The sequence below is a fragment of the Streptomyces sp. NPDC088157 genome (assembly GCF_044741545.1).
Taxonomy (GTDB): domain Bacteria; phylum Actinomycetota; class Actinomycetes; order Streptomycetales; family Streptomycetaceae; genus Streptomyces.
The window spans coordinates 62,009-88,694 of the sequence record NZ_JBIUSU010000005.1; the positions used below are offsets into that span (position 1 = coordinate 62,009).

Here is a 26,686-nt window from a genome sequence, read left to right on the forward strand (position 1 = left end):
TGTCGGTGCTCGCGGGTAGATTCGTTCGAGGCCGGGGTGCCGCCCGCACTCGGTACGCACCGGCCGAAACCGACGATTGCAGGAGTGATTCGCGTGGATCGTGTCGCGCTGCGCGGCCTGAAGGCCCGCGGGTACCACGGCGTGTTCCCCAAGGAACGCGAGGAGGGCCAGACCTTCATCGTGGACCTCGTCCTGGGCCTGGACACCCGACCGGCCGCGGCCGACGACGACCTGGCGAAGACGGTGCACTACGGCATCGTGGCGGAGGAGGTCGTGGCCGTCGTCCAGGGTGACCCCGTCGACCTCATCGAGACCCTCGCCGAGCGCATCGCCCAGGCCTGTCTGAAGCACGAAGGGGTCCAGGAGGTCGAGGTCTGCGTCCACAAACCGGACGCGCCGATCACGGTCCCCTTCGACGACGTGACCGTCACCATCACCCGGAGCCGAGTATGACCGCGTTCTTCACCGGAGGTCAGAGCGACCCGACCGTACAGCCGGTACCCGCCTCCGTCGTCGAGCAGGTCGACGCCGCGGACACCACCCTGCACAACCCCAAACGGGCCGTGATCTCCCTCGGCTCCAACCTCGGCAACCGCCTGGAGACCCTCCAGGGCGCCATCGACGCCCTCGAGGACACCCCCGGCGTCCGCATCAAGGCCGTGTCCCCGGTGTACGAGACGGAGCCGTGGGGCGTCGAGCCCGGCAGCCAGCCTTCGTACTTCAACGCGGTGGTCCTGCTGAAGACGACCCTCCCGCCGTCCTCCCTCCTGGAGCGGGCGCACGCGGTCGAGGAGGCCTTCCACCGGGTACGGGACGAGCGCTGGGGCGCGCGCACACTCGACGTCGACATCGTCGCGTACGCCGACGTCGTCGACGACGACCCGCACCTCACGCTCCCCCACCCCCGCGCCCACGAACGCGCCTTCGTCCTCGCCCCCTGGCACGACGTGGAGCCCGAGGCCCAACTGCCCGGCCGCGGTACGGTCGCCGGCCTGCTCGACACCGTCACCCGCGAGGGCATCTCGGCACGCAAGGACCTGGAACTCCACCTGCCCGAGTAGTCGTTAAGGTCAACAGGACCACTGCCCGCGGGATGTCCATGCCCGCGGGCTCGGGGGAGTTGAAGGGACACCGTGAGAGAGCTGCGCATCAGGGTGCTGGCCGGCGTGTTCGGCGTGGCCGCGATCCTGTCCTGGGCCGGCGCCCGTCTGTGGAACGCGGTCGGGACCCTCCCCAGCGTCCCGCTGGCCGCGCCCATCGTCCTCGCTCTGATCGCCGTGGTCCTGACGGCCACCGCGCTGTCCCTGCGCGCCCGTCTCAAGGCCCAGCGGGAGCGCCGCCCAGAGGCCAAGGGCGTCGACCCGCTGATGGCGGCCCGCGCTGTCGTGTTCGGTCAGTCCAGCGCCCTGGTGGCCGCCCTCGTCTCCGGTATGTACGGAGGTGCGGGCGTCTTCCTCCTGGAGTCCCTCGACATCCCCGCCCGCCGCGACCAGGCCATCTACGCCGGTTTCTCGGTCCTGGCGGGCATCGCGGTGATAGCGGCGGCCATCTTCCTGGAACGCGTGTGCAAGCTGCCGGAGGACGACGATCACGACAAGGGAGCGGCGTCAGCCGCGTGACGTCTCCCGGGTGAGCGGGAGCCGCGTCAGCGCGCCATGATCAGGCTCATCGCCTCGTTGCGCGTCGCCGCGTCCCGCAGCTGCCCCCGCACCGCCGAGGTGATGGTCTTGGCGCCGGGCTTGCGGATGCCCCGCATGGACATGCACATGTGCTCGCACTCGATGACGACGATCACCCCGCGCGGCTCGAGGATCTCCATCAGCGAGTCGGCGATCTGCGTGGTAAGACGTTCCTGCACCTGCGGGCGGCGGGCGTAGACGTCCACGAGACGGGCCAGCTTGGACAGGCCGGTGATCTTCCCGGTGGTGGACGGGATGTAGCCGACGTGGGCGACGCCCCGGAACGGCACGAGATGGTGTTCACAGGTGCTGAACACCTCGATGTCCTTCACGAGCACCATCTCGTCGTGCCCCAGGTCGAAGGTGGTCGTCAGCACGTCCTCGGGCTGCTGCCACAGCCCCGCGAATATCTCCCGGTACGCCCGCGCCACCCGCGCCGGCGTCTCCCGGAGGCCCTCGCGGTCCGGGTCCTCGCCGACCGCGATCAGCAACTCGCGTACGGCGTTCTCGGCGCGCTTCTCGTCGAACTCGCCGATCGAGCCCTCGCTGTCCAGCGTCACGGGGTCGGTCATGTGGTGCCTCGTTCCTGTGCGGGTCGCGCGTGTGGGTCACGCGCCTCATCTGCGGGCATAGAAGAAAGTCAAATGAAAATGCCGCGCCCCCCAGGCTAGAACCTGGGGGGCGCGGCATCCATTCCGGGCCTGATGGGGCTCCGGGAGCGGGTCAGCTCTCGGGGCGGTCCTCCGGGGCCGGCTCGGTCACCGGGGTGGACTCCACCACGGTGGACTTCGCCGTGGAGATCGCCGGCGTCGCACCGTTGGCGCCGTTCGTCAGTGCGAGTTCCCTGGGGGAGAGCACCGGCGGACGGGTGGACGGCGTACGCCGCGAAGAGCCGGTCCAGGCGGGCCGGGGCGGACGCTTGACGATCGGAGCGAAGACCTCGGCGATCTGCTCCTTGTTCAGCGTCTCCTTCTCCAGCAGCTGAAGCACCAGCTGATCGAGGACGTCGCGGTTCTCGACCAGGATCTCCCAGGCCTCGTTGTGCGCCGTCTCGATGAGCTTCTTGACCTCTTCGTCGACCAGCGCGGCGACCTCTTCCGAGTAGTCACGCGGGTGCGACATCTCGCGGCCCAGGAACGGCTCGGTGTTGTCGCCGCCGAACTTGATGGCGCCGAGACGCTCGGTCATGCCGTACTGCGTGACCATCGCACGGGCCGTCGCGGTGGCCTTCTCGATGTCGTTCGCAGCGCCCGTCGTCGGGTCGTGGAAGACCAGTTCCTCGGCCGCGCGGCCACCCAGCATGTAAGCGAGCTGGTCGAGCATCTCGTTGCGCGTGGTCGAGTACTTGTCCTCGTCCGGCAGGACCATCGTGTAGCCGAGGGCCCGTCCGCGCGACAGGATCGTGATCTTGTGGACCGGATCGGAGTTCGGCGAGGCCGCCGCGACCAGGGCGTGGCCGCCCTCGTGGTACGCGGTGATCTTCTTTTCCTTGTCCGACATGATCCGGGTCCGCTTCTGCGGGCCCGCCACGACGCGGTCGATGGCCTCGTCCAGCGAGTGGTTGTCGATGAGCTTCTTGTCGCTGCGCGCCGTGAGGAGCGCCGCTTCGTTCAGCACGTTCGACAGGTCCGCGCCGGTGAAGCCCGGGGTACGGCGGGCGACGGCCGACAGGTCGACGTCCGGGGCGACCGGCTTGCCCTTCTGGTGAACCTTGAGGATCTCCAGACGGCCCTGCATGTCCGGGCGGTCGACCGCGATCTGGCGGTCGAAGCGGCCGGGACGCAGCAGCGCGGGGTCGAGGATGTCGGGGCGGTTCGTGGCGGCGATGAGGATCACGCCGCCCTTCACGTCGAAGCCGTCCATCTCGACGAGCAGCTGGTTCAGCGTCTGCTCGCGCTCGTCGTGACCACCGCCGAGGCCGGCGCCGCGGTGGCGGCCGACCGCGTCGATCTCGTCGACGAATACGATCGCCGGGGCGTTCGCCTTGGCCTGCTCGAAGAGGTCACGGACCCGGGAGGCACCGACACCGACGAACATCTCGACGAAGTCGGAACCGGAGATCGAGTAGAAGGGGACGCCCGCCTCGCCAGCGACGGCGCGCGCGAGGAGCGTCTTGCCGGTACCGGGCGGGCCGTACAGGAGTACGCCCTTGGGGATCTTGGCGCCGACGGCCTGGAACTTCGCCGGTTCCTGGAGGAACTCCTTGATCTCGTGGAGTTCCTCGACGGCCTCGTCGGAGCCCGCGACGTCGGCGAACGTCGTCTTCGGAGTGTCCTTGGTGATGAGCTTGGCCTTGGACTTCCCGAAGTTCATGACTCGGGAGCCGCCGCCCTGCATCTGGTTCATCAGGAACAGGAAGACGACCACGATGAGGACGAAGGGGAGCAGGGACAGCAGGATCCCGACGAAGGCGTTCTGCTTCGTCGGCGAAACTGTGTATCCGTCCGGGATCTGCTTGTCCTGGTACTTGGTCTGCAGCGTGTTGGCAATGGTCACGCCCTGGTCGCCGATATAGCTCGCCTGGATCTTCGAGCTGTCCTTGACCTTTTCGCCGTCCTTGAGCGTGACCTTGATGGTCTGCTCGTCACCGGTGGTGAGCTTGGCCGACTCGACCTTGTTGTCGTTGATCGCTGCAATGACCTGGCCGGTGTCCACCGTCTTGTAGCCGCCGGACGAGCCGACGACCTGCATCAACACGACCACGGCAAGGACGGCCAGCACGATCCACATGACCGGCCCACGGAAGTATCGCTTCACGTCCATCCATACGGAGCGGTGTCGCCCCGTCCCTCCTGCCATAGTGAGTTTGATAAGACAGTTCTTCTGACGGTACCCCAGCTTCGTCACGCAAAGCCGCACGGGACGGCTGGCGCACCCGTCTGCATGCCTTAACGGCGAGAGGCCCGCCGGGGTTCCCGATCTTCGTACGGGGCTTGGACCCTTCGGGTTCAGCCGCCGTAGACGTGGGGCGCGAGCGTACCCACGAACGGGAGGTTCCGGTACTTCTCGGCGTAGTCGAGGCCGTAGCCGACGACGAACTCGTTGGGAATGTCGAAGCCGACCCACTCCACGTCGATGGCGACCTTCGCGGCCTCGGGCTTGCGCAGCAGTGTGCACACCTTGAGGGTGGCGGGCTCGCGCGAGCCGAGGTTGGAGATCAGCCAGGACAGCGTCAGACCGGAGTCGATGATGTCCTCGACGATCAGGACGTGACGGCCCTTGATGTCGGTGTCCAGGTCCTTCAGGATCCGTACGACACCGGAGGACTGGGTGCCCGCGCCGTAGGACGACACGGCCATCCAGTCCATGGTGACGGGGGTGGACAGGGATCGGGCGAGGTCGGCCATGACCATCACCGCGCCCTTGAGGACACCGACGATGAGCAGGTCCTTGCCCGCGTACTCCGCGTCGATCTTCGCGGCCAGCTCTGCCAGCTTCGCGTCGATCTCTTCCTTGGTGATGAGCACCTCTTTGAGGTCGGTGCCCATGTCTTTCGCGTCCACCCGCATCACTTTCGGTCGTCCCAGCGGCCACCGGGACCGCCCACGACCACGTAAGCGGTCCTGCCGGAGGGCCCGGATTCAGCCTTGCCGAATCACCAGTCTGCCACCCTGGCGCTGGGCGACGACTTTGCCGGGGAGATTGATGACCCCCTGGCCGCGCCAGCCGGTGATCAGCCGGTCGACCTCCTCGATGTGCCGGGCGAAGAGAGAACCGGCCGGAGCGCCCGCCTCGATGGCGGCGCGGCGCAGGATCCGGCGGCGTACGGCGGGCGGCAGGGCGTAGAGCTTGGCGCACTCCAGGAGACCGGCTGCGTCCCGTACGGAGGCCTCGGCCTGGCCCGCCCAGGCGTCGAGGGCGTCCGCGTCGTCACGGGAGAGCTGGGCCGTCCGGGCGAGGGCCTCGACGACGCCCTTGCCGAGGGCCTTCTCCAGGGCGGGCAGGCCCTCGTGGCGCAGCCGGGAGCGGGTGTAGGCCGGGTCGGCGTTGTGCGGGTCGTCCCAGACGGGCAGGGACTGGACCATGCAGGCCTTGCGGACGGTCTGCCGGTCGAGTTGGAGGAAGGGGCGGCGGTAGCGGCGGGCGGCTCCCGGCCCCCCGGAGACGGCCGCCATGCCGGAGAGGGAGCGGATGCCGGAGCCGCGGGCGAGGCCGAGCAGGACGGTTTCGGCCTGGTCGTCGCGGGTGTGGCCGAGCAGGACCGCGGCGGCTCCGTGCCGGAGCGCGGCGGCGTCGAGGGCGGCGTAGCGTGCGTCGCGGGCGGCGGCCTCGGGTCCGCCTTCGCGGCCGACGGTCACGGCGGCGGCCTCCACGGGATCGAGGCCGAGTTCGCGCAGGCGCAGGACGACCTCCTCGGCGCGCAGGTCGGAGCCGGGTTGGAGGCCGTGGTCGACGGTGACGCCGCCGGCCCGGATGCCGAGCCGGGGCGCCTCGAAGGCGAGGGCGGAGGCGAGGGCCATGGAGTCGGCGCCGCCGGAGCACGCCACGAGCACGAGCGGCGAGGCCGTTCGCGCGGGCGAGCCCGCTTCGGGGGCGGGGTGGTCGTTGAGGATGTCGTGAAGTACGCGGCGGACCGCCAGGCGTATCGCCGCGACCGCAGGATGGGGACCCACTGTCCGGTTCCCTTCATGAAGTTTTCGGGGGTGAGCCCGAGGGTTCGGTCACTCAGAGTGTGTAGATGGTGACAGAACCGGGGCGTTCCCCGAGCATTGCACGCCTGCCCGGGGCCCACGGTCCCTCGGACGGGTGATTGAAGGGGCGTTCGCCTGCCGACGGCCGGTTTCGTTCACCGCCTTTCTGGCGGGTTCATGACTCGGCCTTGCGGTGTACCCGTGCGACCCAGTCCGCCGGCTTGGCGATCTCGGCCTTGGTCGGAAGTGTGTTCGGGGAGGTCCATACGCGGTTGAAGCCGTCCATGCCGACCTGGTCGACGACGCCCCGCACGAAGCGCTCGCCGTCCCGGTACTGCTTGAGCTTGGCGTCCAGGCCCAGCAACTTGCGCAGGGCGATGTCCAGTCGGGAGGCGCCCTTGGCGCGGCGCTGCTGGAACTTCTCGCGGATCTCGGCGACGGACGCCACGACTTCCGGGCCCACGCCGTCCATGACGAAGTCGGCGTGTCCCTCCAGGAGCGACATCACGGCGGTGAGACGGGCGAGGATCTCCCGCTGGGCGGGCGTCTGCACGAGTTCGACCAGGGAACGGCCGCCGTCGTCCTCCTCGCCCTCGGGCCGACCGCCGGAGAGGGACTGGGCGGCTTCCCTGACCCGCTCCAGGAACGTCATGGGGTCGACGTCGGTCTCGCCCAAGAACGACTGGATCTCGCCCTCCAGGTGGTCCCGCAGCCAGGGCACGGCCGAGAACTGGGTGCGGTGGGTCTCCTCGTGGAGGCACACCCACAGCCGGAAGTCGTGGGGATGCACGTCGAGTTCGCGTTCCACGTGGACGATGTTCGGCGCGACGAGCAGCAGGCGGCCGCCGCCGTTGGCCCCGGCGGGGAGCTCACGGGTGGCGGGGGCGAACGTCTCGTACTGGCCGAGGACCCGGGAGGACAGGAAGGACAGGAGCATGCCCAGTTCGACGCCGGTGACCTTGCCGCCGACGGCGCCGAGGACCGCGCCCCCCGGGGTGTTGCCGCGCCGTTCCTGCATCTTGTCGAGGAGGGGCTTGAGGATCTCCCGGAAGCCCGCCACGTTCGCCCGCACCCAGCCCGGGCGGTCGACTACGAGGATCGGGGTGTCGTGGATGTCCTCGGTGCCCATACGAGTGAAGCCCCGGACGTGTTCCTCCGAGGCCTTGGCGTGTCGGCGCAGTTCCGCGACGACGGCACGGGCCTCGTCACGGCTGACCTCGGGGCCCGGCCGCACGAGCCGGGTCGCGGTCGCCACCGCGAGATTCCAGTCGACCATCCCCGAAGAAGCAGCGCCACCGATGCTCGTCATGCGTCAACCGTACGTGAGCCCCGCCGTTGGGGGCAGGCCGCACGAGACCGGTCAGGGAGATGTCAGGGTCGGGGCCGGGGGTGGCTCGGGGGTGCCGGGCCGCGTCCCTCAGCGGCAGCCGCACCCCGCCAGCGCCGTGGCCGCCCGGTCCAGCGCCGCCTGGGCCGCCGCCGGATCGGTCGTGTCGGCGGCCAGGAGGGCGAACGCGAGGAGCCGGCCGTCCTGGTCGACGACCGTGCCCGCGAGGGTGTTCACGCCGGTCAGGGTGCCGGTCTTGGCGCGGACGACACCGGCCGCGCCCTCGGTGTAGCGGCTGGTGAGGGTGCCGGTGAAGCCGGCGACGGGGAGGCCGGTGAGGACGGGGCGCAGGTCGGGACGGGTGGAGTCACCGGCCTTGACCAGAAGGGCGGTCAGGAGGTTCGCGGTGAGCCGGTCCTGGCGGTCGAGCCCGCTGCCGTCCTTGATCCGGACACCGGTCAGGGGCAGTCCGAGCTTCTTCAGCTGCGCCTGAACGGCCTTGCCGCCGCCGGCGAAGTCTGCGCGGACTCCGGTCGCGACGGCCGTCTGGCGGGCGAGGGCCTCCGCGATGTCGTTGTCGCTGTTGGTGAGCATCCGTTCGACCAGGACGGACAGCGGGGGCGAGGAGACCGTGGCGAGGCTCTGCGCGCGCGTGGTGGCCTTGGAGGGTCCGGGAGCAGAGGTCCTGATGCCCGCGGCCTTCAGGAACTCCGCGAACTTGCGGGTCGCGTCGGCCGCCGGGTCGCTCACACGGGCGGTGGGGCCGCTGACCGAGTCGTCGGTGCGGCCTTCGTCGGCGGACAGGGCGGTGACGGGAGCCAGGTTGGGGTTGACCCCGATGGGGTGAACCTCGGTACCGGCGTACAGCGTCGTGTCGTACGAGAGCGTCACCCGGGTGAGGCCGCGCTTCTTCAGGGCCGTGGCGGTCTTACCGGCGAGGGTGCGCAGGTCGGCCCAACCCCCGGCGTCCGCGCGGGCCGTGAGGGTGGGGTCGCCGCCGCCGACGAGGACGAGTTCCCTGGTGTCGGGTTCCAGTGCGGCCCGGGTGGTGAGGCGGTGCTCGCTGCCCATCGCGGAGAGCGCGGCGACGGCGGTGGCAATCTTCGTGGTGGACGCCGGGGTCAGCGCCTCGTCGGATCCGGTGCCGTAGAGCCGCTTGCCGGTGGCCGCGTCGACAACCACGGCGGTCCGCCGGGCACCGAGGGCCGGATCGGCCAGAAGGGGGGCCAGGACGCCCGCGAGGCCCTTGCCCGTCGGGAGGGCCGCCGGGGCGGACTTCACGGTGCTGGTGGCGCCGCCGAGGCCCGTGAGGACGGAGACGGCGCTCGGCGCGGGCCGCGGCGCTCCGGCCGCCGTGCCGGATGTATCAGACGCATCGGACTTGTCGGGCGAATCATCCTTACGGCCGTGATCTGCGCCACCCGCCCGTGCCAGGGCGGCGGCCCGGTCCCGCTCCGCCGTACGCTGACCCGTGGCGTCCCAGGGGCCTGCGGCGGTCACCACACCGGCGGCCAGCGCCAGCCCGGCGGTCGCCGCACCCGCGGTGTACTGCCAGGACCTGGCGTTCGGACCGGCCTTCGTGATCCGCTCGAGCTGCGGCTTCGCCGCCTGTGTGAGCCGTGCGACCTGCGGCTTGGCGGCCGCCGTCGCGCGTGCGAGACGAGGACGTACGATCCCAGCGGCCCGTGCCAGACGCGGTCGTACGGCGTCCGTGACCCGCACCACGTGCGGTCTCGCGGCCCGCCAAGGCCTCAGCTCTGGCACGAACACCAGCCCCTTTCGCGATCACACACCAGCGTGAGGGACACTTAACCACCAGAACTATGTGTTGATCATGGAGGAGCCACCGGTGGAGTTCGACGTCACGATCGAGATCCCGAAGGGTTCGCGGAACAAGTACGAGGTGGACCACGAGACCGGTCGGATCCGCCTGGACCGTCGACTCTTCACCTCGACCGCCTACCCGACCGACTACGGCTTCGTCGAGAACACTCTCGGCGAGGACGGCGACCCGCTGGACGCGCTGGTCATCCTGGACGAGCCGACGTTCCCGGGCTGCCTCATCCGCTGCCGCGCGATCGGCATGTTCCGGATGACGGACGAGGCCGGCGGCGACGACAAGCTGCTGTGCGTCCCGTCGACCGACCCGCGCGTGGAGCACCTGAGGGACATCCACCACGTGTCGGAGTTCGACCGTCTGGAGATCCAGCACTTCTTCGAGGTCTACAAGGACCTGGAGCCCGGCAAGTCCGTCGAGGGCGCCGACTGGGTCGGCCGTACCGACGCCGAGGTCGAGATCGAGCGGTCCTACAAGCGCTTCAAGGACCAGGGCGGCCACTGAGGCCCCCGGCGCCTGACGCCGTCGGAAGGGGGGGCCGCCGGGGGGGGGGGGGCGGGCGCGCGGGGGGGGGGGCGGGGGGGGGCGGGGGGGGGGTGGGTGTGGGGGGGGGTGGGTGTGTGGGTGGCGGGGGGGCCGCCCCCCCCCCCGCGCGGGCCCCCCCCCCGCGCCCCCCCCCCCCCCCCCCCCCCCGGGCCGCCCCGGCCGCCCCCGGCCCCCCCCCGCGGGGGCCGGCCCCCCCCGGCCCCCGGCCCCCCCCTTCCGCGCGCGGGTGCGCATACTGAGGCCTACGGAAGGTGTCGTTCAGGGAGCGTTGCTGAGTGTCGGAGGCGGAGGACCGCAAGCCGCAGTCGGACGAGGCGAGGGGTGGGTTCGACCCCGAGATCACGTCCGAGTTCGCGATCCCGGCGGGGCTCGCCGTCCCCAGAACCGGCGGTGAGCCGGAGACCACGTCGGAGTTCGCCGTCCCGGACGGGCTGGACGTGGGCCCGCCGGCCGTCGGCGAGGGCGAGGGGTCGGCGTTCAGCCTGCCGAGCACGTACAGCGCCCGAGAGGCCCCGGTCGCCTTCACACCGGCCGGCGGCGTGCCGGTGGTGAGTCTGATCAAGGACCTCCCCTGGCAGGACCGGATGCGCACGATGCTGCGGATGCCGGTGGCCGAACGGCCCGCGCCGGAGCCGGGCCCGAAGGCGGAGGAGGGCGGTCCGGCCGTTCCGCGCGTGCTCGACCTGACGCTGCGCATCGGCGAGTTGCTGCTCGCGGGCGGGGAGGGCGCCGAGGACGTGGAGGCCGCGATGTTCGCGGTGTGCCGCTCCTACGGGCTCGACCGCTGCGAACCGAACGTCACCTTCACGCTGCTGTCGATCTCGTACCAGCCGTCCCTGGTGGAGGACCCGGTGACGGCGTCACGGACGGTGCGTCGCCGGGGCACCGACTACACGCGCCTGGCGGCCGTCTTCCGGCTCGTGGACGACCTGAGCGACCCGGAGAGCCATCTGTCCCTCGAAGAGGCCTACCGGCGGCTCGCGGAGATGCGCCGCAACCGGCATCCGTATCCGACCTGGGTGCTGACCTCGGCGAGCGGGCTGCTCGCCGGCGCGGCCTCGATCCTGGTCGGCGGTGACCTGGTCGTGTTCGTGGCGGCCGCGCTCGGCGCGATGCTCGGTGACCGGCTGGCGTGGCTCTGCGCGGGGCGCGGGCTGCCGGAGTTCTACCAGTTCCTGGTCGCCGCGATGCCGCCGGCCGCGATAGGCATCACGCTGACGTTGACGGACGTCGACGTGAAGGCGTCCGCGGTCATCACCGGTGGACTGTTCGCCCTGCTGCCCGGGCGGGCGCTGGTGGCGGGCGTGCAGGACGGTCTGACCGGTTTCTACATCACCGCGGCCGCGCGCCTGCTGGAGGTCATGTACTTCTTCGTGGGCATCGTGGCGGGGGTGCTGGTGATGCTCTACGTCGGAGTGCAGCTCGGCGCGCACCTCAATCCCGACGCGGCCCTGGGCATCACCAAGCGGCCGCTGTGGCAGATCGGCGCGTCGATGCTGCTGTCCCTGACGTTCGCCGTGCTGTTGCAGCAGGAACGATCCACCGTGTTGGCCGTGACTCTCAACGGCGGTGTCGCCTGGTCGGTGTACGGCGCGATGCACTACGCCGGTGAGATCTCGCCCGTCGCGTCCACCGCCGTCGCGGCCGGGGTGGTGGGGTTGTTCGGGCAGTTGCTGGCGCGGTACCGGTTCGCCTCCGCACTGCCCTACACCACCGCCGCGATCGGGCCCCTGCTGCCGGGGTCGGCGACCTACTTCGGACTGTTGGCCATCGCGCAGAACGAGGTGGACGAGGGGCTGGTGTCGATCACCAAGGCCGCGGCGCTGGCGATGGCCATCGCCATCGGGGTGAACCTGGGGTCGGAGGTGTCCCGGCTGTTCCTGCGGATCGGTTCCCTGGAGAAGCGGCGGGCCGCCAAGCGCACGCGTGGCTTCTGAGCGGCGCCTTCTGACGGCCCTTCGGGCGCGCTTCTAGTAGCCCTGGTTGTCGTAGGGGTACTGGCCGTTCTGCTGAGCGCCGTACGGCTGCTGGGGCTGCTGTTGCGGCTGGGCCTGCTGCTGCCAGTCCTGGGGGTACTGCTGCTGTTGCGGGTACTGCTGCTGGCCGTAGTAGTCGTTCTGGTGGCCCTGGTGGTCCTGGTGGCCCTGGTGGTCCTGGTGCCCGCCGTGGTTCTGGGCCCGGTGCGGGCCCTGGTGCTGCCCCTGGTCGCCGTACTGGAACTGCTGGTCGTGCTGGTCGATCCGGCGGAGCTGGGTCGTCGCGTCGTCCATGACCTGGGGCTGCTGATGGGGCTGCTGGTGGGACTGGTGCGGCGCGGGGGCCTGCGACGGGTTCTTCCTGGCCTTCGAGCGGGCCCGCAGGAACTCGATGGCGATCGGGACCACGGAGATGAGGACGATCAGGATGAGGATCGCTTCGATGTTCTTCTTGACGAAGTCGATGTTGCCCAGCCAGGAGCCGAGCAGCGTGACGCCCGCGCCCCACAGGACGCCGCCGATGACGTTGAAGACCAGGAAGGACCGGTAGCGCATGCCGCTGACGCCGGCGATGATCGGCGTGAAGGTGCGCACGATGGGCACGAAGCGGGCCAGGACCAGGGACTTCGGGCCGTACTTCTCGAAGAACTCGTGCGCCTTGGTGACGTTCTCCTGCTTGAAGAGCCGGGAGTCCGGTCGGTTGAAGAGCGACGGCCCCACCTTCTTGCCGAACATGTAGCCCGCCTGGTCGCCCAGGATCGCGGCCGCGCAGATCAGCGCGACCGCTCCCCACAGCGGAAAGTCCAGTTGGTTCGACGTGATCAGCAGACCGGCCGTGAACAGCAGGGAGTCACCGGGCAGGAAGAACCCGATCAGCAGGCCGGACTCCGCGAAGACGATGAGCAACAGGCCCCAGAGACCGAAGTTGTCGAGCAGGTAGTTGGGGTCCAGCCAGCTCGGTCCGAGGGCGATCGTCGTCACGGTTCCGGGCTCCTGATGGGTGGGGGAAGGTACGGCGTCCATGGTGCAGCCGCACAAAGCTATCAACGCAATGTGTCCGCCCCAGGTTCCACGGACGTCTCCGGGATGCACTGTGCGCACTCTGGGACGAAGCTGTGAGCCATGGGCATCGAAGACTACGGCGGCGGGCAGGGCCCCGAGCCGGACGTACTGGTCGTCACCACGAACGACGTACCCGGGTTCCGGGTGGAGCGGGTCATCGGCGAGGTCTTCGGACTGACCGTGCGCTCACGGCACCTGGGCAGCCAGATCGGCGCGGGCCTCAAGTCGATGATCGGCGGTGAGCTCAAGGGGCTGACGAAGACCCTCGTCGAGACCCGCAACCAGGCCATGGAACGGCTCGTCGAACAGGCACGCGTGCGTGGAGCCAACGGCGTGCTCATGTTCCGCTTCGACGTGACGGAGGCGGCGGACGTGGGCACCGAGGTGTGCGCGTACGGGACCGCGGTGGTGCTGGTCAGGGAGTAGCCCCGCCCCTCGAACCGTCGACCCCCGAACCGCCGACCCCCGACCTTCCGGCTCCCGGCCCCGAACTCGCGCCACCGAGCCCAGGGTCCTGGTCCAGGCGCGCGCCTGGACCAGGACCCGCCCGTCGGCACGCTCCGGCCCCTACGCCGTCCCCCGGGCCGCGTTCGCCGTGATCGCGTCCCTGAGGTGCTCGGCGAGACCCGGGCCCATCGCGTCGTAGAACGCCTTGAAGCGCTCGTCGGAGACGTACATCTCCCCCAGACAGCGGTGCGTCTCGTACGGGCAGTCGTAGAACCACCTGCTGATGTGCCGCCGGTGCTCCTCGGCCATGTCCATGGCCGCCTCGCCGGTCGGCGGCTCACCGGCGGCCATCAGGCCCTCGTAGCGCGCCGCCCAGTCGGAGACCTCGTCCTGGATGCGCTTCCAGTCGTCCTTCGTGTAGCGGGCGGCGCGGCGCTGCGACTCCGCGTAGGCCTCGGTACCGCCCCAACGCTGTTCCGCCTCCTCGGCGTACTGCTCCGGGTCCTTGTCGCCGAAGACCTCGAACCTCTCCTCGGGCGTGAGATTGATGCCCATCTCGCGTGCCTCCATCGCGTGTTCCACGGCCGCGGCCATCTTCTCCAGCTGCGCGATCCGGGCGGTCAGCAGTTCATGCTGCCGGCGCAGGTGCGCGCGCGGGTCGGCCGCCGGATCGTCGAGCAGGGCCGCGACGTCCTCGAGCGGGAAGCCGAGCTCGCGGTAGAACAGGATCTGCTGGAGCCGGTCGAGGTCGGCGTCGTCGTAACGCCGGTGGCCCGCGTGGCTGCGCCCGCCGGGGACGAGCAGGCCGATGTCGTCGTAGTGGTGCAGCGCGCGCACCGTGACACCGGCGAATCCGGCGACCTGTCCTACGGAGTAGCTCACTTCGTCCGCTCCCTTCTCGGTACGCGCTCCACCGTGCGTCCTCACGTCGCGTGAGGTGCAAGGCTGATGCGGCCGCTGGCGCCACCGTCCGAATGTCATGTCCGATTGGCCCGCTTATCGTGAGCCCGTGGCCCAGGACACCGCACAGCAGCCTCCCAGCGCTCCGGCGAGTCCGGCACGCGCCCTGCTGCCGTCGATCCTGCCCGCTGTCGTCATCGGCGTACTGGCGAGCCTCATGCTCCTGCTGGTGGAGGGGGCGGCCGAGCAACTCCAGCACGTGCTGTGGCAGAACCTTCCGGACACGCTGGGCGTGGGCCGGTACTCGGTGCTCTGGATGATGGTCATGCTCACCTCGACGGGCGTGCTGGTCGGGCTGGTGGTGTGGAAGGTGCCGGGGCACGCCGGTCCCGACCCGGCCACGATGGGGCTGGACGCGCGCGTGCTGCCGCCGGCGGTCCTCCCCGGGCTGCTGGCGGCGACCGCGCTGATGCTGGCGGGCGGGCCGAGCCTGGGCCCGGAGAATCCGATCATCGCCGTGAACGCGGCAGTCGTCTTCTGGCTGGGCCACCGGTTGCGGCCGCAGGTGCCGGGCGAGGGATGGGTGGTGCTCGCCGAGGCGGCGACCATCGGCGCGCTGTTCGGTACGCCGGTGGCGGCGGCGCTGCTGATCTCCGAGGCACTGGCGGGCCGGCAGAGCAAGGGCCCGCTGTGGGACAACGTCTTCGCGCCCCTGGTCGCCGCCGCAGCCGGCGCGATGACGACCGCCCTGGTGGCCCATCCGAGCTTCGACATGCATCTGCCACCGTTAGGACAGCCCGGTTGGGACGACCTCCTGGCGGCGATGGTGGTGGCGTCGGCGGGCGCCCTGCTCGGCATGGGCGGCGTCCACGCCTTCCCGTACCTTCACAGCGCGTTCGCGCGGCTGCGGCACCCGATGCTGATCCTCCCGGCCGGCGGGGTCGTGCTGGGGCTGCTGGCGGCCCTGGGCGGCCATCTGACGCTCTTCAAGGGGCTGGACGAGGTCGCGGAGCTCTCCGCCGATCCGGACGGCTGGACGGCCGGGCAGTTCGCCACGATGACGGTGGTGAAGATGGCCGCGCTGGTCGTGGCCGCGACCTCCGGTTTCCGGGGCGGGCGCATCTTCCCGGCCGTCTTCGTGGGCTCCGCCCTCGGTCTCACCGCCCACGCGCTCGTGCCGGGTGTCCATCCGGCGGTGGGCGTGGCCACGGGGGTGCTGGGCGTCCTCCTGGCCATCACCCGGCAGGGCTGGGTGAGCCTTTTCGTCGCGGCTGTCCTGGTTTCCTCGCCCTCGATCATCGCCCTGCTCTGCATCGCCTCGCTGCCGGCCTGGCTGCTGGTGACGGGCCGGCCGAAGATGCAGCTGCGCGAGGACGGAACCTCCGTCCGCTGACACCCGTTCGATCCTTCAGGAGGCCCTTCCATGCCACTGCACAGAGGTCGTCAGAAGCCCGACGAGCGTCCCCTGTCCGTCAACCCCTTCTACGGTGAGGCGGATCCGGTCGGCGGCATGGTCGAGGCGCCGCCCAAGCACCGGCTGCCGGACGGCCCGACGCCGCCGTCGACGGCGTACCAGCTGGTGCACGACGAGCTGATGCTGGACGGCAACGCGCGGCTCAACCTGGCCACCTTCGTCACCACGTGGATGGAGCCGCAGGCCGGGGTCCTGATGGCGGAGTGCCGGGACAAGAACATGATCGACAAGGACGAGTACCCGCGTACCGCCGAGCTGGAGCGGCGCTGCGTGGCGATGCTCGCCGACCTGTGGAACGCGCCCGATCCGTCGGCGGCCGTGGGCTGTTCGACGACCGGGTCGAGCGAGGCGTGCATGCTCGCCGGCATGGCGCTGAAACGGCGGTGGGCGCAGCGGAACGCCGATCGCTACCCCGGCGCCCGGCCGAACCTCGTCATGGGCGTCAACGTCCAGGTGTGCTGGGAGAAGTTCTGCAACTTCTGGGAGGTGGAGGCCCGTCTCATCCCCATGGAGGGCGACCGCTTCCATCTCGACGCGCAGGCCGCGGCCGAGCTGTGCGACGAGAACACCATCGGTGTCGTCGGCATCCTCGGCTCCACGTTCGACGGGTCCTACGAGCCGATCGCCGACCTGTGCGCGGCCCTCGACGCCCTTCAGGAGCGGACCGGCGTCGACGTCCCGGTGCACGTCGACGGTGCGTCCGGCGCGATGATCGCCCCCTTCCTCGACGAGGACCTGGTGTGGGACTTCCGCCTCGCGCGCGTGGCGTCGATCAACACCTCGGGGCACAAGTACGGGCTGGTGTACCCGGGCGTCGGATGGGCGCTGTGGCGCGACAAGGAGGCCCTGCCGGAGGAGCTGGTCTTCCGGGTGAACTACCTGGGCGGCGACATGCCGACCTTCGCGCTCAACTTCTCCCGCCCGGGCGCCCAGGTCGTCGCCCAGTACTACACGCTGCTGCGGCTGGGCCGCGCGGGCTTCCGGGCGGTGCAGCAGACCACGCGGGACGTGGCCCGCGGCATCGCCGACCGCGTGGAGGCGTTCGGCGACTTCCGGCTCCTCACCCGTGGGGACGAGCTGCCGGTGTTCGCCTTCACGACGGCGCCGGACGTGGACTCGTACGACGTCTTCGACGTGTCCCGGCGGCTGCGGGAGAGCGGCTGGCTCGTGCCCGCGTACACCTTCCCGCCGAACCGGGAGGACCTGTCCGTCCTGCGGGTCGTGTGCAGAAACGGGTTTTCGGAGGACCTCGCCGACCTGTTCGTGGAGGACCTGGGCCGGCTCCTGCCGGAACTGCGTCAGCAGTCGGGCCCGCGGACACGGGACAAGAGCGCGGCGACCGGGTTCCACCACTAGCCGCCACTGGCCGCCGCCGGCCGTCGCACCGGCTGCCCACGGCGGCAGCCGGCCTCGGAGTCGGTGGAGTTGGCGGAGGTACCGGAGGTGTCAGTGACTTCAGTGGCTCATGTGGGTGAACTTCCTGACCGCCAGGGGGAAGAAGACCGCGAGCAGGGCCAGGGGCCAGGCGACGGCCGGCCATAGGTGGGCCGGGTCCGCGCCCAGGCCGCCGAACAGGTCGCGCACCGCCGTCGCCGTCCGGGACATCGGGTTCCACTCGACGGCCGTACCCAGCCAGCCGGGCATCGAGGCGGGGGCGGCCAGCGCGTTGGAGAGGAAGCCGACCGGCCAGACCAGGATCTGCACGGCCTGCACCATCTCCGGTTTCCCGGCCACCAGCGCCAGCTGGATGCCGATCCACAGCATCGCGAAACGGAAGAGGAGGAGAAGACCCACCGCGCCCAGGAAGGCCCCCGGGCCGCCCTGCGGACGCCAGCCGAGTGCGAGGCCGACGACGATCAGCACGGCCAGCCCCACGGCCGACTGGAGCATGTCGGCCGCCGAACGGCCCACCAGGACCGCGCCGTCGGCCATCGGCAGGGCGCGGAACCGGTCGATGACGCCCTTGTCGAGGTCCTGGGTGACGGCGAGCATGGTGCCTTCCAGGCCGAAGGCCATGGTGAGCGCGAGCATGCCGGGCATCAGGTAGTCGAGGTAGTCGCCGCTCACCCCGCGGCCGCCGCCGACCAGGTAGCCGAACATCAGCAGCAGCATCACGGGGAAGACGAGCCCGACGACCAGCCGTCCGGGCTGCCGTGCCCAGTGGGCGAGTTCACGCCGGGTCATGGTCCAGGAATCGGTCAGCGCGTACGTGATCACACGGTCTCCTTCGTACGGTCGTCCTGGGCGGTGAGCTGTAGGAACACCTCGTCCAGCGTGGGGCGTCGCAGGGCCACGTCCGCCGCCTCCATGCCGGCCTCCTCCAGGGCGCGGACGACGCCGGAGAGGGCGGACATGCGGTCGGTGACCGGGGCGCTGAGCAGGCGGCGGTCGGCGTCGACGGTGATGTCCTCCTTGGGCAGGGGCAGCAGCGCGAGGGCCGCCCCGAGGTGGCCCGCGTCGCGCAGGACGACGTCGATGCGGTCGCCGCCCGTCTGCGCCTTGAGTTCGTCCGGTGTGCCGTCGGCGATCACGCGGCCCCGGCCGACGACGCAGACGCGGTCGGCGAGCTGGTCGGCCTCCTCCAGGTACTGGGTGGTGAGTACGACCGTCGTTCCGCCGCCGACCAGCGAGCGGACCGCGGACCACACCTCGGCGCGCCCGCGCGGGTCGAGGCCGGTGGTCGGCTCGTCCAGGAAGAGCACCTGAGGATCGGTGCCGTCGCTGTTGCCGATGAGGGAGGCGGCCAGGTCCAGGCGGCGGCGCATGCCTCCGCTGTAGGCGCGGACCGGCTTGCGGCCGGTGTCGGTGAGGTCGAAGCGCTCCAGGAGTTCGCCGGCGCGCACGCGCGCGTGCCGGGCGCCCAGATGATGCAGCCGGCCGAACATCTCCAGGTTCTGCCGACCGCCCAGCTCCTCGTCGAGGGCGGCGTGCTGGCCGAGCAGGCCGATACGCAGCCGGACCTCGCGGGCCTGGCGCACGACGTCGTGACCGGCCACCTCGACGCGTCCGGCGTCCGGCCGCAGCAGTGTGGACAGGATTCTGACCAGGGTGGTCTTGCCCGCGCCGTTCGGCCCGAGCACCCCCTGCACGGTGCCTCGGGCCACGGTGAGGTCGAGTCCGTCCAGCGCCTGTGTGTCGCCGTACCTCTTGCGTACGCCTTCGACGGTGATCGCGTTGTCGGCCATGGCAGCCCCCAGCTCCTCTAACTGATCAAACTTGACTACTTGCCCAAAGTATCGCCGCGACTTCAGCTCGTCAAACTTGATTAGTGCGAGTCCCCCGGGTGTCGCTCACCCGTCGCGTAGGGGTTCTCCTCGCCCTCCGCGAGGACGCCGACGAACGGATCGCCCTCGCCCGCGAAGGTGTACGCGCCGCGCTCGATCCGGGCGATCAGGCCCTGCGTCCACGCGGCCTCGGCGTCGGCCGTGTGGATCCAGAGATTCATGATCTCCCCGATGTGCCCCAGCTGCTCCGGCCCGTCCTCGGGGATGTAGTGCTCGGTGACGGCGGAGCGCCACTCCTCGATGCCTCGGATGCGCTCCTTCAGGAGCGACACGGCCTCCGCGCGCGGGAGGTCGACCACGAAGCCGATGGCCGCCGACTTCACGTCCGTCTTCTGGTCGTAGGAGGTCAGCGCTTCGCGCAGCAGCCTGAAGTACTCCTCGGCGCCGGCCTCGGTGATCTCGTACTCGGTGCGCGGTGGGCCGCCGGCGGTGGACGGGGCCGTCTCGTGTTCGCGCAGCAGCCCCTGCTTCGCCATCTGCTTCAGGGCGTGGTAGATCGAGCCCGGCTTGGCGTTGGACCACTCGTGGGCGCCCCAGTACTCCAGGTCGCCGCGCACCTGGTAGCCGTGGGCCCGCCCGTGCTGACGCACGGCGCCCAGCACGAGAAGACGGATCGCTGACATGCGCCCAGGTTATGACGCCGGTTCGTGGGGCCTTCCGGCGGAGCGGCGGCCGGGACAGGCCCCGGGCGCCGCTCAGGACCCTTGCGGTCGGCTTCCGTCCGTAAGGGTCCCGCGTACGACCAGGGGGCGACCGGGACTAGAACGGGAAACCGCTGCGGCCGTGCTGGACCGAGATCCACTTCGTGGTGGTGAAGGCCTCCAGGGTCGTCTCACCGTTGAGGCGGCCGACTCCGGAGTTCTTCTCGCCGCCGAAGGGGATGATCGGCTCGTCGTGGACGGTGGCGTCGTTGACGTGGAACATGCCGGTGACGATCTGCTTGGCGAAGGCGACGCCCCGCTCGATGTCGGCCGTGTGGACCGCGCCGCTCAGGCCGTACGGCGTGTCGTTGACCAGGCGTACGGCCTCCTCCTCGCCGTCGAAGGTGTTGATGAAGACGACCGGGCCGAAGACCTCCTGCTGGAGCAGGGCGGAGTCGGGGCGCAGGTCGGCCAGCACCGAGGGCTCGACGAGGTTGTCGGTGGTCGTGCCGTGCAGGAGCGCGTTCGCGCCCTCGGCGACGGCCTGCTCGACGACGCTCGAAACGGCCTCCGCCTGCGAGGAGTTGATCACCGGGCCGATGACCGTCTGCGGGTCGCGCGGGTCGCCGGCCTTGAGGGTCCTCACCTTGGCTACGAACTTCTCGGTGAACTCGTCCGCGAGCGAGCGGTCCACCAGGATCCGGTTGGCGGCCATGCAGACCTGGCCCTGGTGGACGAAGCGGCTGAAGACGGCCGCGTCGACCGCGTAGTCGACGTCGGCGTCGTCGAGGACGACGAACGCGCTGTTGCCGCCGAGTTCGATGATGGACCGCTTGAAGTGCGAGGCGGCGACCGTCGCGACATGGCGGCCGACCTTGTCGGAGCCCGTGAAGGAGATGACCCGCGGGACCGGGTGCTCCAGGAAGGCGTCACCGATCTCGGCGATGTCGGTCACGACGACGTTCAGCAGGCCCGGAGGCAGACCGGCGTCCTCGAAGAGCTTGGCGATCACGGTGCCGCCGGCGATCGGGGTGTTCTGGTGCGGCTTGAGCACCACGCCGTTGCCGAGGGCCAGCGCGGGGGCGACGGACTTCAACGACAGCAGGAAGGGCACGTTGAAGGGGCTGATCACGCCCACGACGCCGACCGGCTCCCGGTAGACGCGGTTCTCCTTGCCGTCGATCGGCGAGGGGAGGATGCGGCCCTCGGGGCGCAGCGCCAGGTGGATCGACTCGCGCAGGAACTCCTTGGCGAGGTGGAGCTCGAAGGCGGCCTTGCCGAAGGTGCCGCCGGCCTCGGCGACGAGGATCTCGCTGATCTCCGCCTCGCGCTCCTCGACCAGCCGCAGCACCTTCTCGAAGACCGAGCGGCGGGCGTAGGCGTTGGTGGCGGCCCACTGCTTCTGGACGCGGGCGGCGGCACGGTAGGCCTCGTCGACCTCTTCGACGGTGGCTATGGTGATCGAGGCCAGCTTCTCGCCGTCGTAGGGGTTGAAGTCGATGATGTCCCAGGACCCCGTCCCCGGACGCCACTTACCGTCGATGTACTGCTGAGCCAGGTCCGTGAAGTAGGACGACATGTGATCCCTCAATCCCCTGCTGCGATCGGCTGCGATCGATCGGCATCACGATCTGATCACACGTCATCGTACGGGGGTTTCAAGGGAGTTGGGGCGGTTACCGGAGGTGCCCCAGGGAAATCCCTAGGACAGCTGGATCAGTCCGCGCAGGAGGTCCCGGCTCTCGTCCGGTCCGGGGCTGTCCTGCTGGAGCTCCTTCAGCGCCTGCTCGTACTGGGTGACGTCCTCACGCTTGTCGAGGTAGAGGGCGCTGGTGAGCTGCTCCAGGTAGACGACGTCCTGGAGATCGGACTCCGGGAAGCTCAGGATGGTGAAGGCGCCGGACTCACCGGAGTGCCCGCCGAAACTGAACGGCATGACCTGGAGCCGCACGTTGGGGCGCTCGGAGATCTCGATCAGATGCTGGAGCTGCCCGCGCATCACCTCGCGGTCGCCGTACGGCCGGCGCAGGGCCGCCTCGTCGAGGATGATGTGGAAGTCGGGGGCGTTCTCCGCGACGAGGTACTTCTGCCGCTCCAGACGCAGCGCCACCCGCCGGTCGATGTCGGCCGCGTTCGCACCCTTCATGCCCCGGCTGACGACCGCGTGGGCGTACGCCTCGGTCTGGAGCAGGCCGTGCACGAACTGGACCTCGTACGCCCGGATCAGCGCGGCCGCGCCCTCCAGGCCCACGTACGTGGGGAACCAGTTGGGCAGGACGTCCGAGTAACTGTGCCACCAGCCCGCCACGTTGGCCTCGCGGGCGAGTCCGACGAGCGCCTGGCGCTCCGTGTCGTCCGAGATGCCGTACAGCGTCAGCAGGTCCTCCACGTCCCGGGTCTTGAAGCTCACCCGGCCCAGCTCCATCCGGCTGATCTTCGACTCCGACGCCCTGATCGAGTAGCCCGCCGCCTCGCGGGTGATGCCGCGTGACTCACGCAGTCGCCGTAGTTGCGAGCCGAGCAGCATCCGCCGCACCACCGATCCGGGCTCTCCCGCGCTCACGTTCGCCAGCCTCCCCAGCCGTCCTAGGGGCCGCAGTCTGCCACCAAAACACTTCGAGCAGTACTCGTCCGATTACAGAGATGGAAAGAAGTCAAAGGATACGTACAGCGCGATGCGAGGGACCAGTGAGGGGATTGCAAGAGAAGTGCCTTTGTTGGGCGGGAAGTTGGCGGAAAAAATGGCCAAGAAGCGGTACGGGCGGGTCCATTTCGGTCACGTGCACGTGCATCTGCCCTTGCATCCGCAGGGCGCATCGGAAACCATGGTCTCGCGCCACCGCTGCATCGCAACGACCGCGAATCCCGGGAGTGCCTCGCATGGGGACGAATGGATCGACCATGCTCGAGCCGTTACGGCAGGGCCTTCCGCCGCTTGATCCCGCGGCCGTGTCCAACGCCGCCTCGTGCGCTCTGCCCGCCCGCTTCGAAGCGGTGCGCGAGGCACGGCAGTTCACCAAGAGGACCCTCGGCCAGTGGGACGTCGGCGACCGTTTCGACGACGTCTGTCTGGTCGTCTCCGAGTTGGTGACCAACGCACTGAGACACGGGCTGTCCTCCGACGACGTCCCGCACGTTCCGGACCAGCAGCATCCTCCCGTTCGACTGCACCTGATGCGATGGACGGAACGGCTCGTGTGCGCGGTGCGCGACCCGAGTCGCGAGAGTCCGCTGCCGCGCGAGAGCGAGGACTTCTCGGCGGAATCGGGGCGCGGTCTGTTCCTGGTCGACTCCTTCGCCGACAGTTGGGGCTGGCACCCGCTGTCCGGCAGTCTGGGCGGCAAGGTGGTCTGGGCGCTCTTCCGGCTGCACACACCTGCCGAATGAAGAACCGCGGCGCGCCTTGACGCCTCGGTTCTACGCGCGTTGCGACCCGTTTTCCGGCGACAGTTCCGACATGACGGGCGGGCGAGGGCGTGAAGGAGTCGAGGGTGGCGATGTCGGGGGACGTCGGCGTCAGCTCGCGATCAGATGGTCGAACTCGCCGTCCTTGATGCCGAGCAGCATCGCCTCGATCTCCGCGCGGGTGTAGACGAGCGCCGGACCGTCCGGGAAGCGCGAGTTGCGCACGGCCACGTCACCGCCCGGCAGCCGCGCGAACTCCACGCACGAACCCTGCGAGTTGCTGTGCCGGCTCTTCTGCCAGGCAACCCCGTACAGCTGTGTGGCCGTCATGCCGTTGTACACGTCGTGCCCCCCGTCAACGTGGTGGTCCACAGGTCGCTCCCTGGTGGTGCACTGGCTCGTGTGGCCATTGGTGCCGTGGTCAACTGTCCCGGATCATAGCCCCGTTCATATGCAGTCGCATGAGCAGATGCACGTGCACGCGGGGTGCTTGCGCGGTTACAGCTTTGACGCCCGCTTTACCCGCCGTTCCGCCCCCGCGCGTCCGGCCGACCGGCCACCGTCACGCCCTCGTGAAAGTGGTCCGGATCGAACTACTCGCGCCTTAGGAGACGCGCGACACGGCCGTCGTGTTCCGTCGACGGCCGATGGGATCGCCGTCGAGAGGCAGGGCGTCCCCGATGGGGCAGTCCCGAAAGGGGTGGTTCCGGCGGACGCCCGTCATCCGCTCGGCGCGGCAGGGGGTGGCTTTGGAAAGGGCTCCGGATGTGGTTCCGGGCGCTGCGCGCCGGTGCGAAGGAAGGCGCGCGATGGGGTGGTCGTGCCTGCCCCCGGCCTCGCGCCCGCCGTCGAAAACCTCCGGCACCTGTCCGCCCGACCAAGACACGACCTGGCCGGCACCCCGCCCGCGACCGGCCCCCTCCTCGACGCCGACGATCGTCCGCGACAAGGCCCGCGACAAGCCGCCGCCTCCGCGCAGGACCGTGAGGTCGGCCGCGGGGGCGGGGTGGGGTGGCTCGGCGCATGAGGAACGGGCCGTGTTGTCGTCGGAGTTGTGGCGGGTTCTGGCGACCATGATGAGTAGACGGCAGAGGTGGATCTGCTCGTACGGATGAAGGGTGTGCCGTACGGAGTCGGCGCGGGCGGCGGTACGGCCGGCGCCGCTCCCGGGCGGGGCGCGGGTGGACGGGGAGGACGCGTACAGGACAGATGCGGGCGGGAACCCAGCCTTTGCGCGCGGGGCCGGCGGGCCCTGCCCGCACGGGACCGCCAGACCCTCGCCCGCCTGGGACCGACAGACCCTCGCCTACCGGGTACCGAAGGACTCCTGCCTGCCAGCCCCCGCCAGACCCTCGCCTGCCCGGGACTGGCAGGCCCTCGGCTGCCGGGGCTGCCAGACCCTCACCTGCCGGGTACCGAAGGACTCCTGCCTGCCAGCCCCCGCCAGACCCTCGCCTGCCCGGGACTGGCAGGCCCTCGGCTGCCGGGGCTGCCAGACCCTCACCTGCCGGATACCGACTCCTGCCTGCTCTCGCGACCGAGGGATTCCGGCCTGCCCGGAGCTGGGGGTCCGGCGGGCTCGGCCCGGAGGGGAGCGACCGCGTGAGGGCGCCGACGCCGGTGGGGCTGTGGGGCGGCTGGGTCAGCGGTTGGGGGTGGGCGGGAGGAGGGCCATTTCCCGGGCGTTCCTGATCGCCCGGGCCAACTGGCGTTGCTGTCGGGCGGAGACGCGGGTGACTCGGCGGCCGCGGATCTTGCCTCGGTCGGAGATGAACTTCCGCAGCAGGTCTGTGTCCTTGTAGTCGATGTACGTGATCCCGGCCTGGTCGAGGGGGTTGGGGCGGGGTTTGGCGGGACGGCGCTCGGTCTCGCGGGGCACGGTCAGACCTCCAGGAGGGTGTCGAAGGCCGGCGGCAACCGCTTCCAGGCGGCGCGACCGGCGGCGTACTCGGCATCGGTGAGCAGGCAGGACTCCAGGACTCGCGCCAGGCCGTCACGGTCGAGGCCGGGAGACGTGAAGACCAGGTGCTGGCAGCAGTCGCCGTGCTCGGGGTGCCAGTCGAGCGCGGCGGCGGCACGGCGCACCGGCGGCACCAGGTCCCAGGCCGCGTCGGGCAGGGATGCCAGCCAAGGGCCGGAAGACTCCACGCACAGGGCTCCGCCGGCCGCGTCCCAGTGGAGCAGGACGTCGGGCTTGTCGGCGAGCCAGAACCGGCCCCGGCTGCGGGCGGCGGCGCAGGTGAGGTCCTCCAGCGCCGCGTACAGCCGCTCCGGATGGAACGGGCGACGCCGGCGCCACACGAGGGTGCTCACCCCGTGCGCGTCGGCCTCGGCGGGCAGCCGGGCGCAGGCCGGATGCTGAGCGGCGGCGGCCGACTCGACGTCGAAACCGGCCAGCACCGCCCGGACGAGGGGGGATCGTGCATCCGCACCGTCGGCGGGGTCGATCCGGACCTGGCGGGCCGTCGGATGCAGTTGTGCCAGCAGCTCACGGTCCTCGTCGTCCGCGTCCTCGGAGTCGACGACGGCCAGCACGGGCGCGTACTCCAACTGTCGCGCGAAGGTGTCGGCGACGGTGCGCCGGTCGGTGGCGGCCGCGGCGAGACCGCACTCGGCGAGATCGTCGCCGTTGCCGAGGCAGGGCAGGAGCAGCGCCGGGTCGACGGCGGTGACGACACCGGTGACCGTGAGCCCGCCGGCCACGACCACCTCGGCCATCGCCTTGGGCTCGACGGAGTCCCACAGCTCGACGACCGCGAGGCGCGTGGTGCCGTCGTCGGCGAGGCGACGCAGCTCGGGTACCAGATCCTCGCGCAGGGCGCAGCAGGCGCAGTCGTCGACCAGGGGCGCTTCACCGGCGGAGAGGATGCCGGTGGCGTCGCTGACGGTCCGTACGACGGTGCCCGCCGCGGCCGTCGAGAGGTCGTGGTGGAGGACGACGCTGCCGGAGACGTCGGTGAGCAGGCGTGCGACCGTCGTCCGGCGGGCATCGACGTGCAGCCCGCCGACGATCACGACCGACAGGCTCACGCCCCACCCCGCTTCCCGTAGCGGCGCTCGAAGCGCTCGACCCGGCCGGCCGTGTCCAGGACGCGGGCGGTACCGGTGTAGAAGGGGTGGCTGACGTCGGAGATCTCGACGTCGACGACGGGGTGGGTGTTCCCGTCCTCCCACTCGACGGTCTTCCCGCCCGCCGTGGCGGACAGCGTCGAGCGGGTGAGGAAGGCGTAGCCGGCGGCGCGGTCACGGAAGACGACGGGACCGTAGGCCGGGTGGATTCCCTTGCGCATGGCGGCGGTCAGCGCTCCTCTCGGAAGTCGACGTGACGGCCGACGACGGGGTCGTACTTGCGGAGGGTCAGGCGATCCGGGTCGTTGCGGCGGTTCTTGCGGGTCACGTAGGTGTAGCCCGTTCCCACCGTGGACCGGAGCTTGATGACCGGGCGGAGTTCGTTGCGTGCCATGCTGCTACCTTACT

27 protein-coding genes are annotated in these 26,686 nt (G+C 70.4%); 9 read left to right on the forward strand and 18 right to left on the reverse strand.

Annotation, left to right across the window (positions count from 1 at the left end; translation table 11 throughout):
• Positions 1 to 93 precede the first annotated feature (93 nt).
• The 3 genes from folB to ACIPFH_RS20270 all read left to right on the forward strand — a co-directional run bounded on the left by folB (position 94) and on the right by ACIPFH_RS20270 (position 1,619).
• The gene (gene folB / locus ACIPFH_RS20260) at positions 94 to 453 is read left to right on the forward strand and encodes a dihydroneopterin aldolase (protein ID WP_327316963.1); all 360 of its coding nucleotides are present in this window, start codon (positions 94 to 96) and stop codon (positions 451 to 453) included.
• The gene (gene folK, locus ACIPFH_RS20265) at positions 450 to 1,061 is read left to right on the forward strand and encodes a 2-amino-4-hydroxy-6-hydroxymethyldihydropteridine diphosphokinase (RefSeq protein WP_356255758.1); all 612 of its coding nucleotides are present in this window, start codon (positions 450 to 452) and stop codon (positions 1,059 to 1,061) included. The genes folB and folK overlap by 4 nt, the downstream gene beginning before the upstream one ends.
• 72 nt (positions 1,062 to 1,133) lie before the next feature.
• Entirely contained in the window at positions 1,134 to 1,619 is a 486-nt protein-coding gene (locus ACIPFH_RS20270; RefSeq protein WP_356255761.1) for a DUF3180 domain-containing protein, read from the forward strand.
• A 26-nt stretch (positions 1,620 to 1,645) separates the two neighbouring features.
• Here ACIPFH_RS20270 and folE read toward each other — a convergent pair whose 3' ends face one another.
• The 6 genes from folE to dacB all read right to left on the reverse strand — a co-directional run bounded on the left by folE (position 1,646) and on the right by dacB (position 9,407).
• Positions 1,646 to 2,251: a GTP cyclohydrolase I FolE gene (gene folE, locus ACIPFH_RS20275; protein WP_401828154.1), complete on the reverse strand. Its 606-nt coding sequence runs from the start codon at positions 2,249 to 2,251 to the stop codon at positions 1,646 to 1,648.
• A gap of 151 nt (positions 2,252 to 2,402) precedes the next feature.
• Complete coding sequence (gene ftsH, locus ACIPFH_RS20280; protein ID WP_356255767.1) at positions 2,403 to 4,442, reverse strand: ATP-dependent zinc metalloprotease FtsH; 2,040 nt, start codon at positions 4,440 to 4,442, stop codon at positions 2,403 to 2,405.
• 185 nt (positions 4,443 to 4,627) lie between these two features.
• Complete coding sequence (hpt, locus tag ACIPFH_RS20285) at positions 4,628 to 5,188, reverse strand: hypoxanthine phosphoribosyltransferase (protein ID WP_328480497.1); 561 nt, start codon at positions 5,186 to 5,188, stop codon at positions 4,628 to 4,630.
• A 72-nt stretch (positions 5,189 to 5,260) separates the two neighbouring features.
• Positions 5,261 to 6,292: a tRNA lysidine(34) synthetase TilS gene (gene tilS / locus ACIPFH_RS20290; protein WP_401828156.1), complete on the reverse strand. Its 1,032-nt coding sequence runs from the start codon at positions 6,290 to 6,292 to the stop codon at positions 5,261 to 5,263.
• 193 nt (positions 6,293 to 6,485) lie between these two features.
• Positions 6,486 to 7,619: a zinc-dependent metalloprotease gene (locus tag ACIPFH_RS20295; RefSeq protein WP_401828158.1), complete on the reverse strand. Its 1,134-nt coding sequence runs from the start codon at positions 7,617 to 7,619 to the stop codon at positions 6,486 to 6,488.
• A 108-nt stretch (positions 7,620 to 7,727) separates the two neighbouring features.
• Positions 7,728 to 9,407, reverse strand: coding sequence for a D-alanyl-D-alanine carboxypeptidase/D-alanyl-D-alanine-endopeptidase (gene dacB, locus ACIPFH_RS20300; protein ID WP_401828160.1), 1,680 nt, complete (start codon positions 9,405 to 9,407; stop codon positions 7,728 to 7,730).
• Positions 9,408 to 9,486: 79 nt separating this feature from the next.
• On the opposite strand from dacB, the gene ACIPFH_RS20305 reads away from it, so the two are divergent.
• Together ACIPFH_RS20305 and ACIPFH_RS20310 are read left to right on the forward strand one after the other, a co-directional pair.
• Positions 9,487 to 9,978: an inorganic diphosphatase gene (locus tag ACIPFH_RS20305; protein ID WP_356248082.1), complete on the forward strand. Its 492-nt coding sequence runs from the start codon at positions 9,487 to 9,489 to the stop codon at positions 9,976 to 9,978.
• Between the two features lie 317 nt (positions 9,979 to 10,295).
• Positions 10,296 to 11,957: a threonine/serine exporter ThrE family protein gene (locus tag ACIPFH_RS20310; protein ID WP_401828161.1), complete on the forward strand. Its 1,662-nt coding sequence runs from the start codon at positions 10,296 to 10,298 to the stop codon at positions 11,955 to 11,957.
• A 33-nt stretch (positions 11,958 to 11,990) separates the two neighbouring features.
• Here ACIPFH_RS20310 and ACIPFH_RS20315 read toward each other — a convergent pair whose 3' ends face one another.
• Complete coding sequence (locus ACIPFH_RS20315) at positions 11,991 to 12,977, reverse strand: DedA family protein (RefSeq protein ID WP_401828163.1); 987 nt, start codon at positions 12,975 to 12,977, stop codon at positions 11,991 to 11,993.
• A gap of 141 nt (positions 12,978 to 13,118) precedes the next feature.
• Between ACIPFH_RS20315 and ACIPFH_RS20320 the strand changes: the two genes are divergently transcribed.
• Entirely contained in the window at positions 13,119 to 13,484 is a 366-nt protein-coding gene (locus ACIPFH_RS20320) for a YbjQ family protein (protein ID WP_401828165.1), read from the forward strand.
• 141 nt (positions 13,485 to 13,625) lie between these two features.
• On the opposite strand, the gene ACIPFH_RS20325 is transcribed toward ACIPFH_RS20320, so the two are convergent.
• On the reverse strand, positions 13,626 to 14,387 hold the full coding sequence (locus ACIPFH_RS20325; RefSeq protein ID WP_356248090.1) for a MerR family transcriptional regulator: 762 nt from the start codon (positions 14,385 to 14,387) through the stop codon (positions 13,626 to 13,628).
• Positions 14,388 to 14,514: 127 nt separating this feature from the next.
• Here ACIPFH_RS20325 and ACIPFH_RS20330 point away from each other — a divergent pair, with 127 nt between their 5' ends.
• Together ACIPFH_RS20330 and ACIPFH_RS20335 are read left to right on the forward strand one after the other, a co-directional pair.
• Positions 14,515 to 15,798, forward strand: a complete 1,284-nt coding sequence (locus ACIPFH_RS20330) for an ion channel protein (RefSeq protein ID WP_401828167.1) — start codon at positions 14,515 to 14,517, stop codon at positions 15,796 to 15,798.
• Between the two features lie 30 nt (positions 15,799 to 15,828).
• Positions 15,829 to 17,235, forward strand: coding sequence for a glutamate decarboxylase (locus ACIPFH_RS20335; RefSeq protein ID WP_401828169.1), 1,407 nt, complete (start codon positions 15,829 to 15,831; stop codon positions 17,233 to 17,235).
• A gap of 99 nt (positions 17,236 to 17,334) precedes the next feature.
• Here ACIPFH_RS20335 and ACIPFH_RS20340 read toward each other — a convergent pair whose 3' ends face one another.
• The 5 genes from ACIPFH_RS20340 to ACIPFH_RS20360 form a co-directional block, all read right to left on the reverse strand.
• Positions 17,335 to 18,096, reverse strand: coding sequence for an ABC transporter permease (locus ACIPFH_RS20340; protein WP_401828170.1), 762 nt, complete (start codon positions 18,094 to 18,096; stop codon positions 17,335 to 17,337).
• Positions 18,093 to 19,064 carry an ATP-binding cassette domain-containing protein gene (locus ACIPFH_RS20345; RefSeq protein WP_401828172.1) on the reverse strand — a complete coding sequence of 324 codons (972 nt, stop codon included), beginning with the start codon at positions 19,062 to 19,064 and terminating at the stop codon, positions 18,093 to 18,095. The genes ACIPFH_RS20340 and ACIPFH_RS20345 overlap by 4 nt, the downstream gene beginning before the upstream one ends.
• 80 nt (positions 19,065 to 19,144) lie before the next feature.
• The gene (locus ACIPFH_RS20350; RefSeq protein WP_401828173.1) at positions 19,145 to 19,786 is read right to left on the reverse strand and encodes a PadR family transcriptional regulator; all 642 of its coding nucleotides are present in this window, start codon (positions 19,784 to 19,786) and stop codon (positions 19,145 to 19,147) included.
• A gap of 136 nt (positions 19,787 to 19,922) precedes the next feature.
• The gene (locus tag ACIPFH_RS20355) at positions 19,923 to 21,383 is read right to left on the reverse strand and encodes an aldehyde dehydrogenase family protein (RefSeq protein WP_356248100.1); all 1,461 of its coding nucleotides are present in this window, start codon (positions 21,381 to 21,383) and stop codon (positions 19,923 to 19,925) included.
• 123 nt (positions 21,384 to 21,506) lie between these two features.
• Positions 21,507 to 22,331: a helix-turn-helix domain-containing protein gene (locus ACIPFH_RS20360; protein ID WP_401829208.1), complete on the reverse strand. Its 825-nt coding sequence runs from the start codon at positions 22,329 to 22,331 to the stop codon at positions 21,507 to 21,509.
• Between the two features lie 374 nt (positions 22,332 to 22,705).
• On the opposite strand from ACIPFH_RS20360, the gene ACIPFH_RS20365 reads away from it, so the two are divergent.
• The gene (locus ACIPFH_RS20365; protein ID WP_356248102.1) at positions 22,706 to 23,191 is read left to right on the forward strand and encodes an ATP-binding protein; all 486 of its coding nucleotides are present in this window, start codon (positions 22,706 to 22,708) and stop codon (positions 23,189 to 23,191) included.
• Between the two features lie 129 nt (positions 23,192 to 23,320).
• Here ACIPFH_RS20365 and ACIPFH_RS20370 read toward each other — a convergent pair whose 3' ends face one another.
• The 5 genes from ACIPFH_RS20370 to rpmG all read right to left on the reverse strand — a co-directional run bounded on the left by ACIPFH_RS20370 (position 23,321) and on the right by rpmG (position 26,672).
• The gene (locus ACIPFH_RS20370; RefSeq protein ID WP_052183895.1) at positions 23,321 to 23,539 is read right to left on the reverse strand and encodes a DUF397 domain-containing protein; all 219 of its coding nucleotides are present in this window, start codon (positions 23,537 to 23,539) and stop codon (positions 23,321 to 23,323) included.
• A 1,312-nt stretch (positions 23,540 to 24,851) separates the two neighbouring features.
• Positions 24,852 to 25,088: a 30S ribosomal protein S18 gene (rpsR, locus tag ACIPFH_RS20375; RefSeq protein WP_401828175.1), complete on the reverse strand. Its 237-nt coding sequence runs from the start codon at positions 25,086 to 25,088 to the stop codon at positions 24,852 to 24,854.
• 2 nt (positions 25,089 to 25,090) lie between these two features.
• Positions 25,091 to 26,239, reverse strand: a complete 1,149-nt coding sequence (locus ACIPFH_RS20380; RefSeq protein WP_401828177.1) for a CobW family GTP-binding protein — start codon at positions 26,237 to 26,239, stop codon at positions 25,091 to 25,093.
• A complete protein-coding gene (locus tag ACIPFH_RS20385) occupies positions 26,236 to 26,499 on the reverse strand; it encodes a type B 50S ribosomal protein L31 (RefSeq protein ID WP_401828179.1) in 264 nt (87 codons plus the stop codon). Before ACIPFH_RS20385 ends, ACIPFH_RS20380 begins: the two co-directional genes overlap by 4 nt.
• 8 nt (positions 26,500 to 26,507) lie before the next feature.
• Positions 26,508 to 26,672: a 50S ribosomal protein L33 gene (rpmG, locus tag ACIPFH_RS20390; protein ID WP_189926964.1), complete on the reverse strand. Its 165-nt coding sequence runs from the start codon at positions 26,670 to 26,672 to the stop codon at positions 26,508 to 26,510.
• Positions 26,673 to 26,686: the final 14 nt, after the last annotated feature.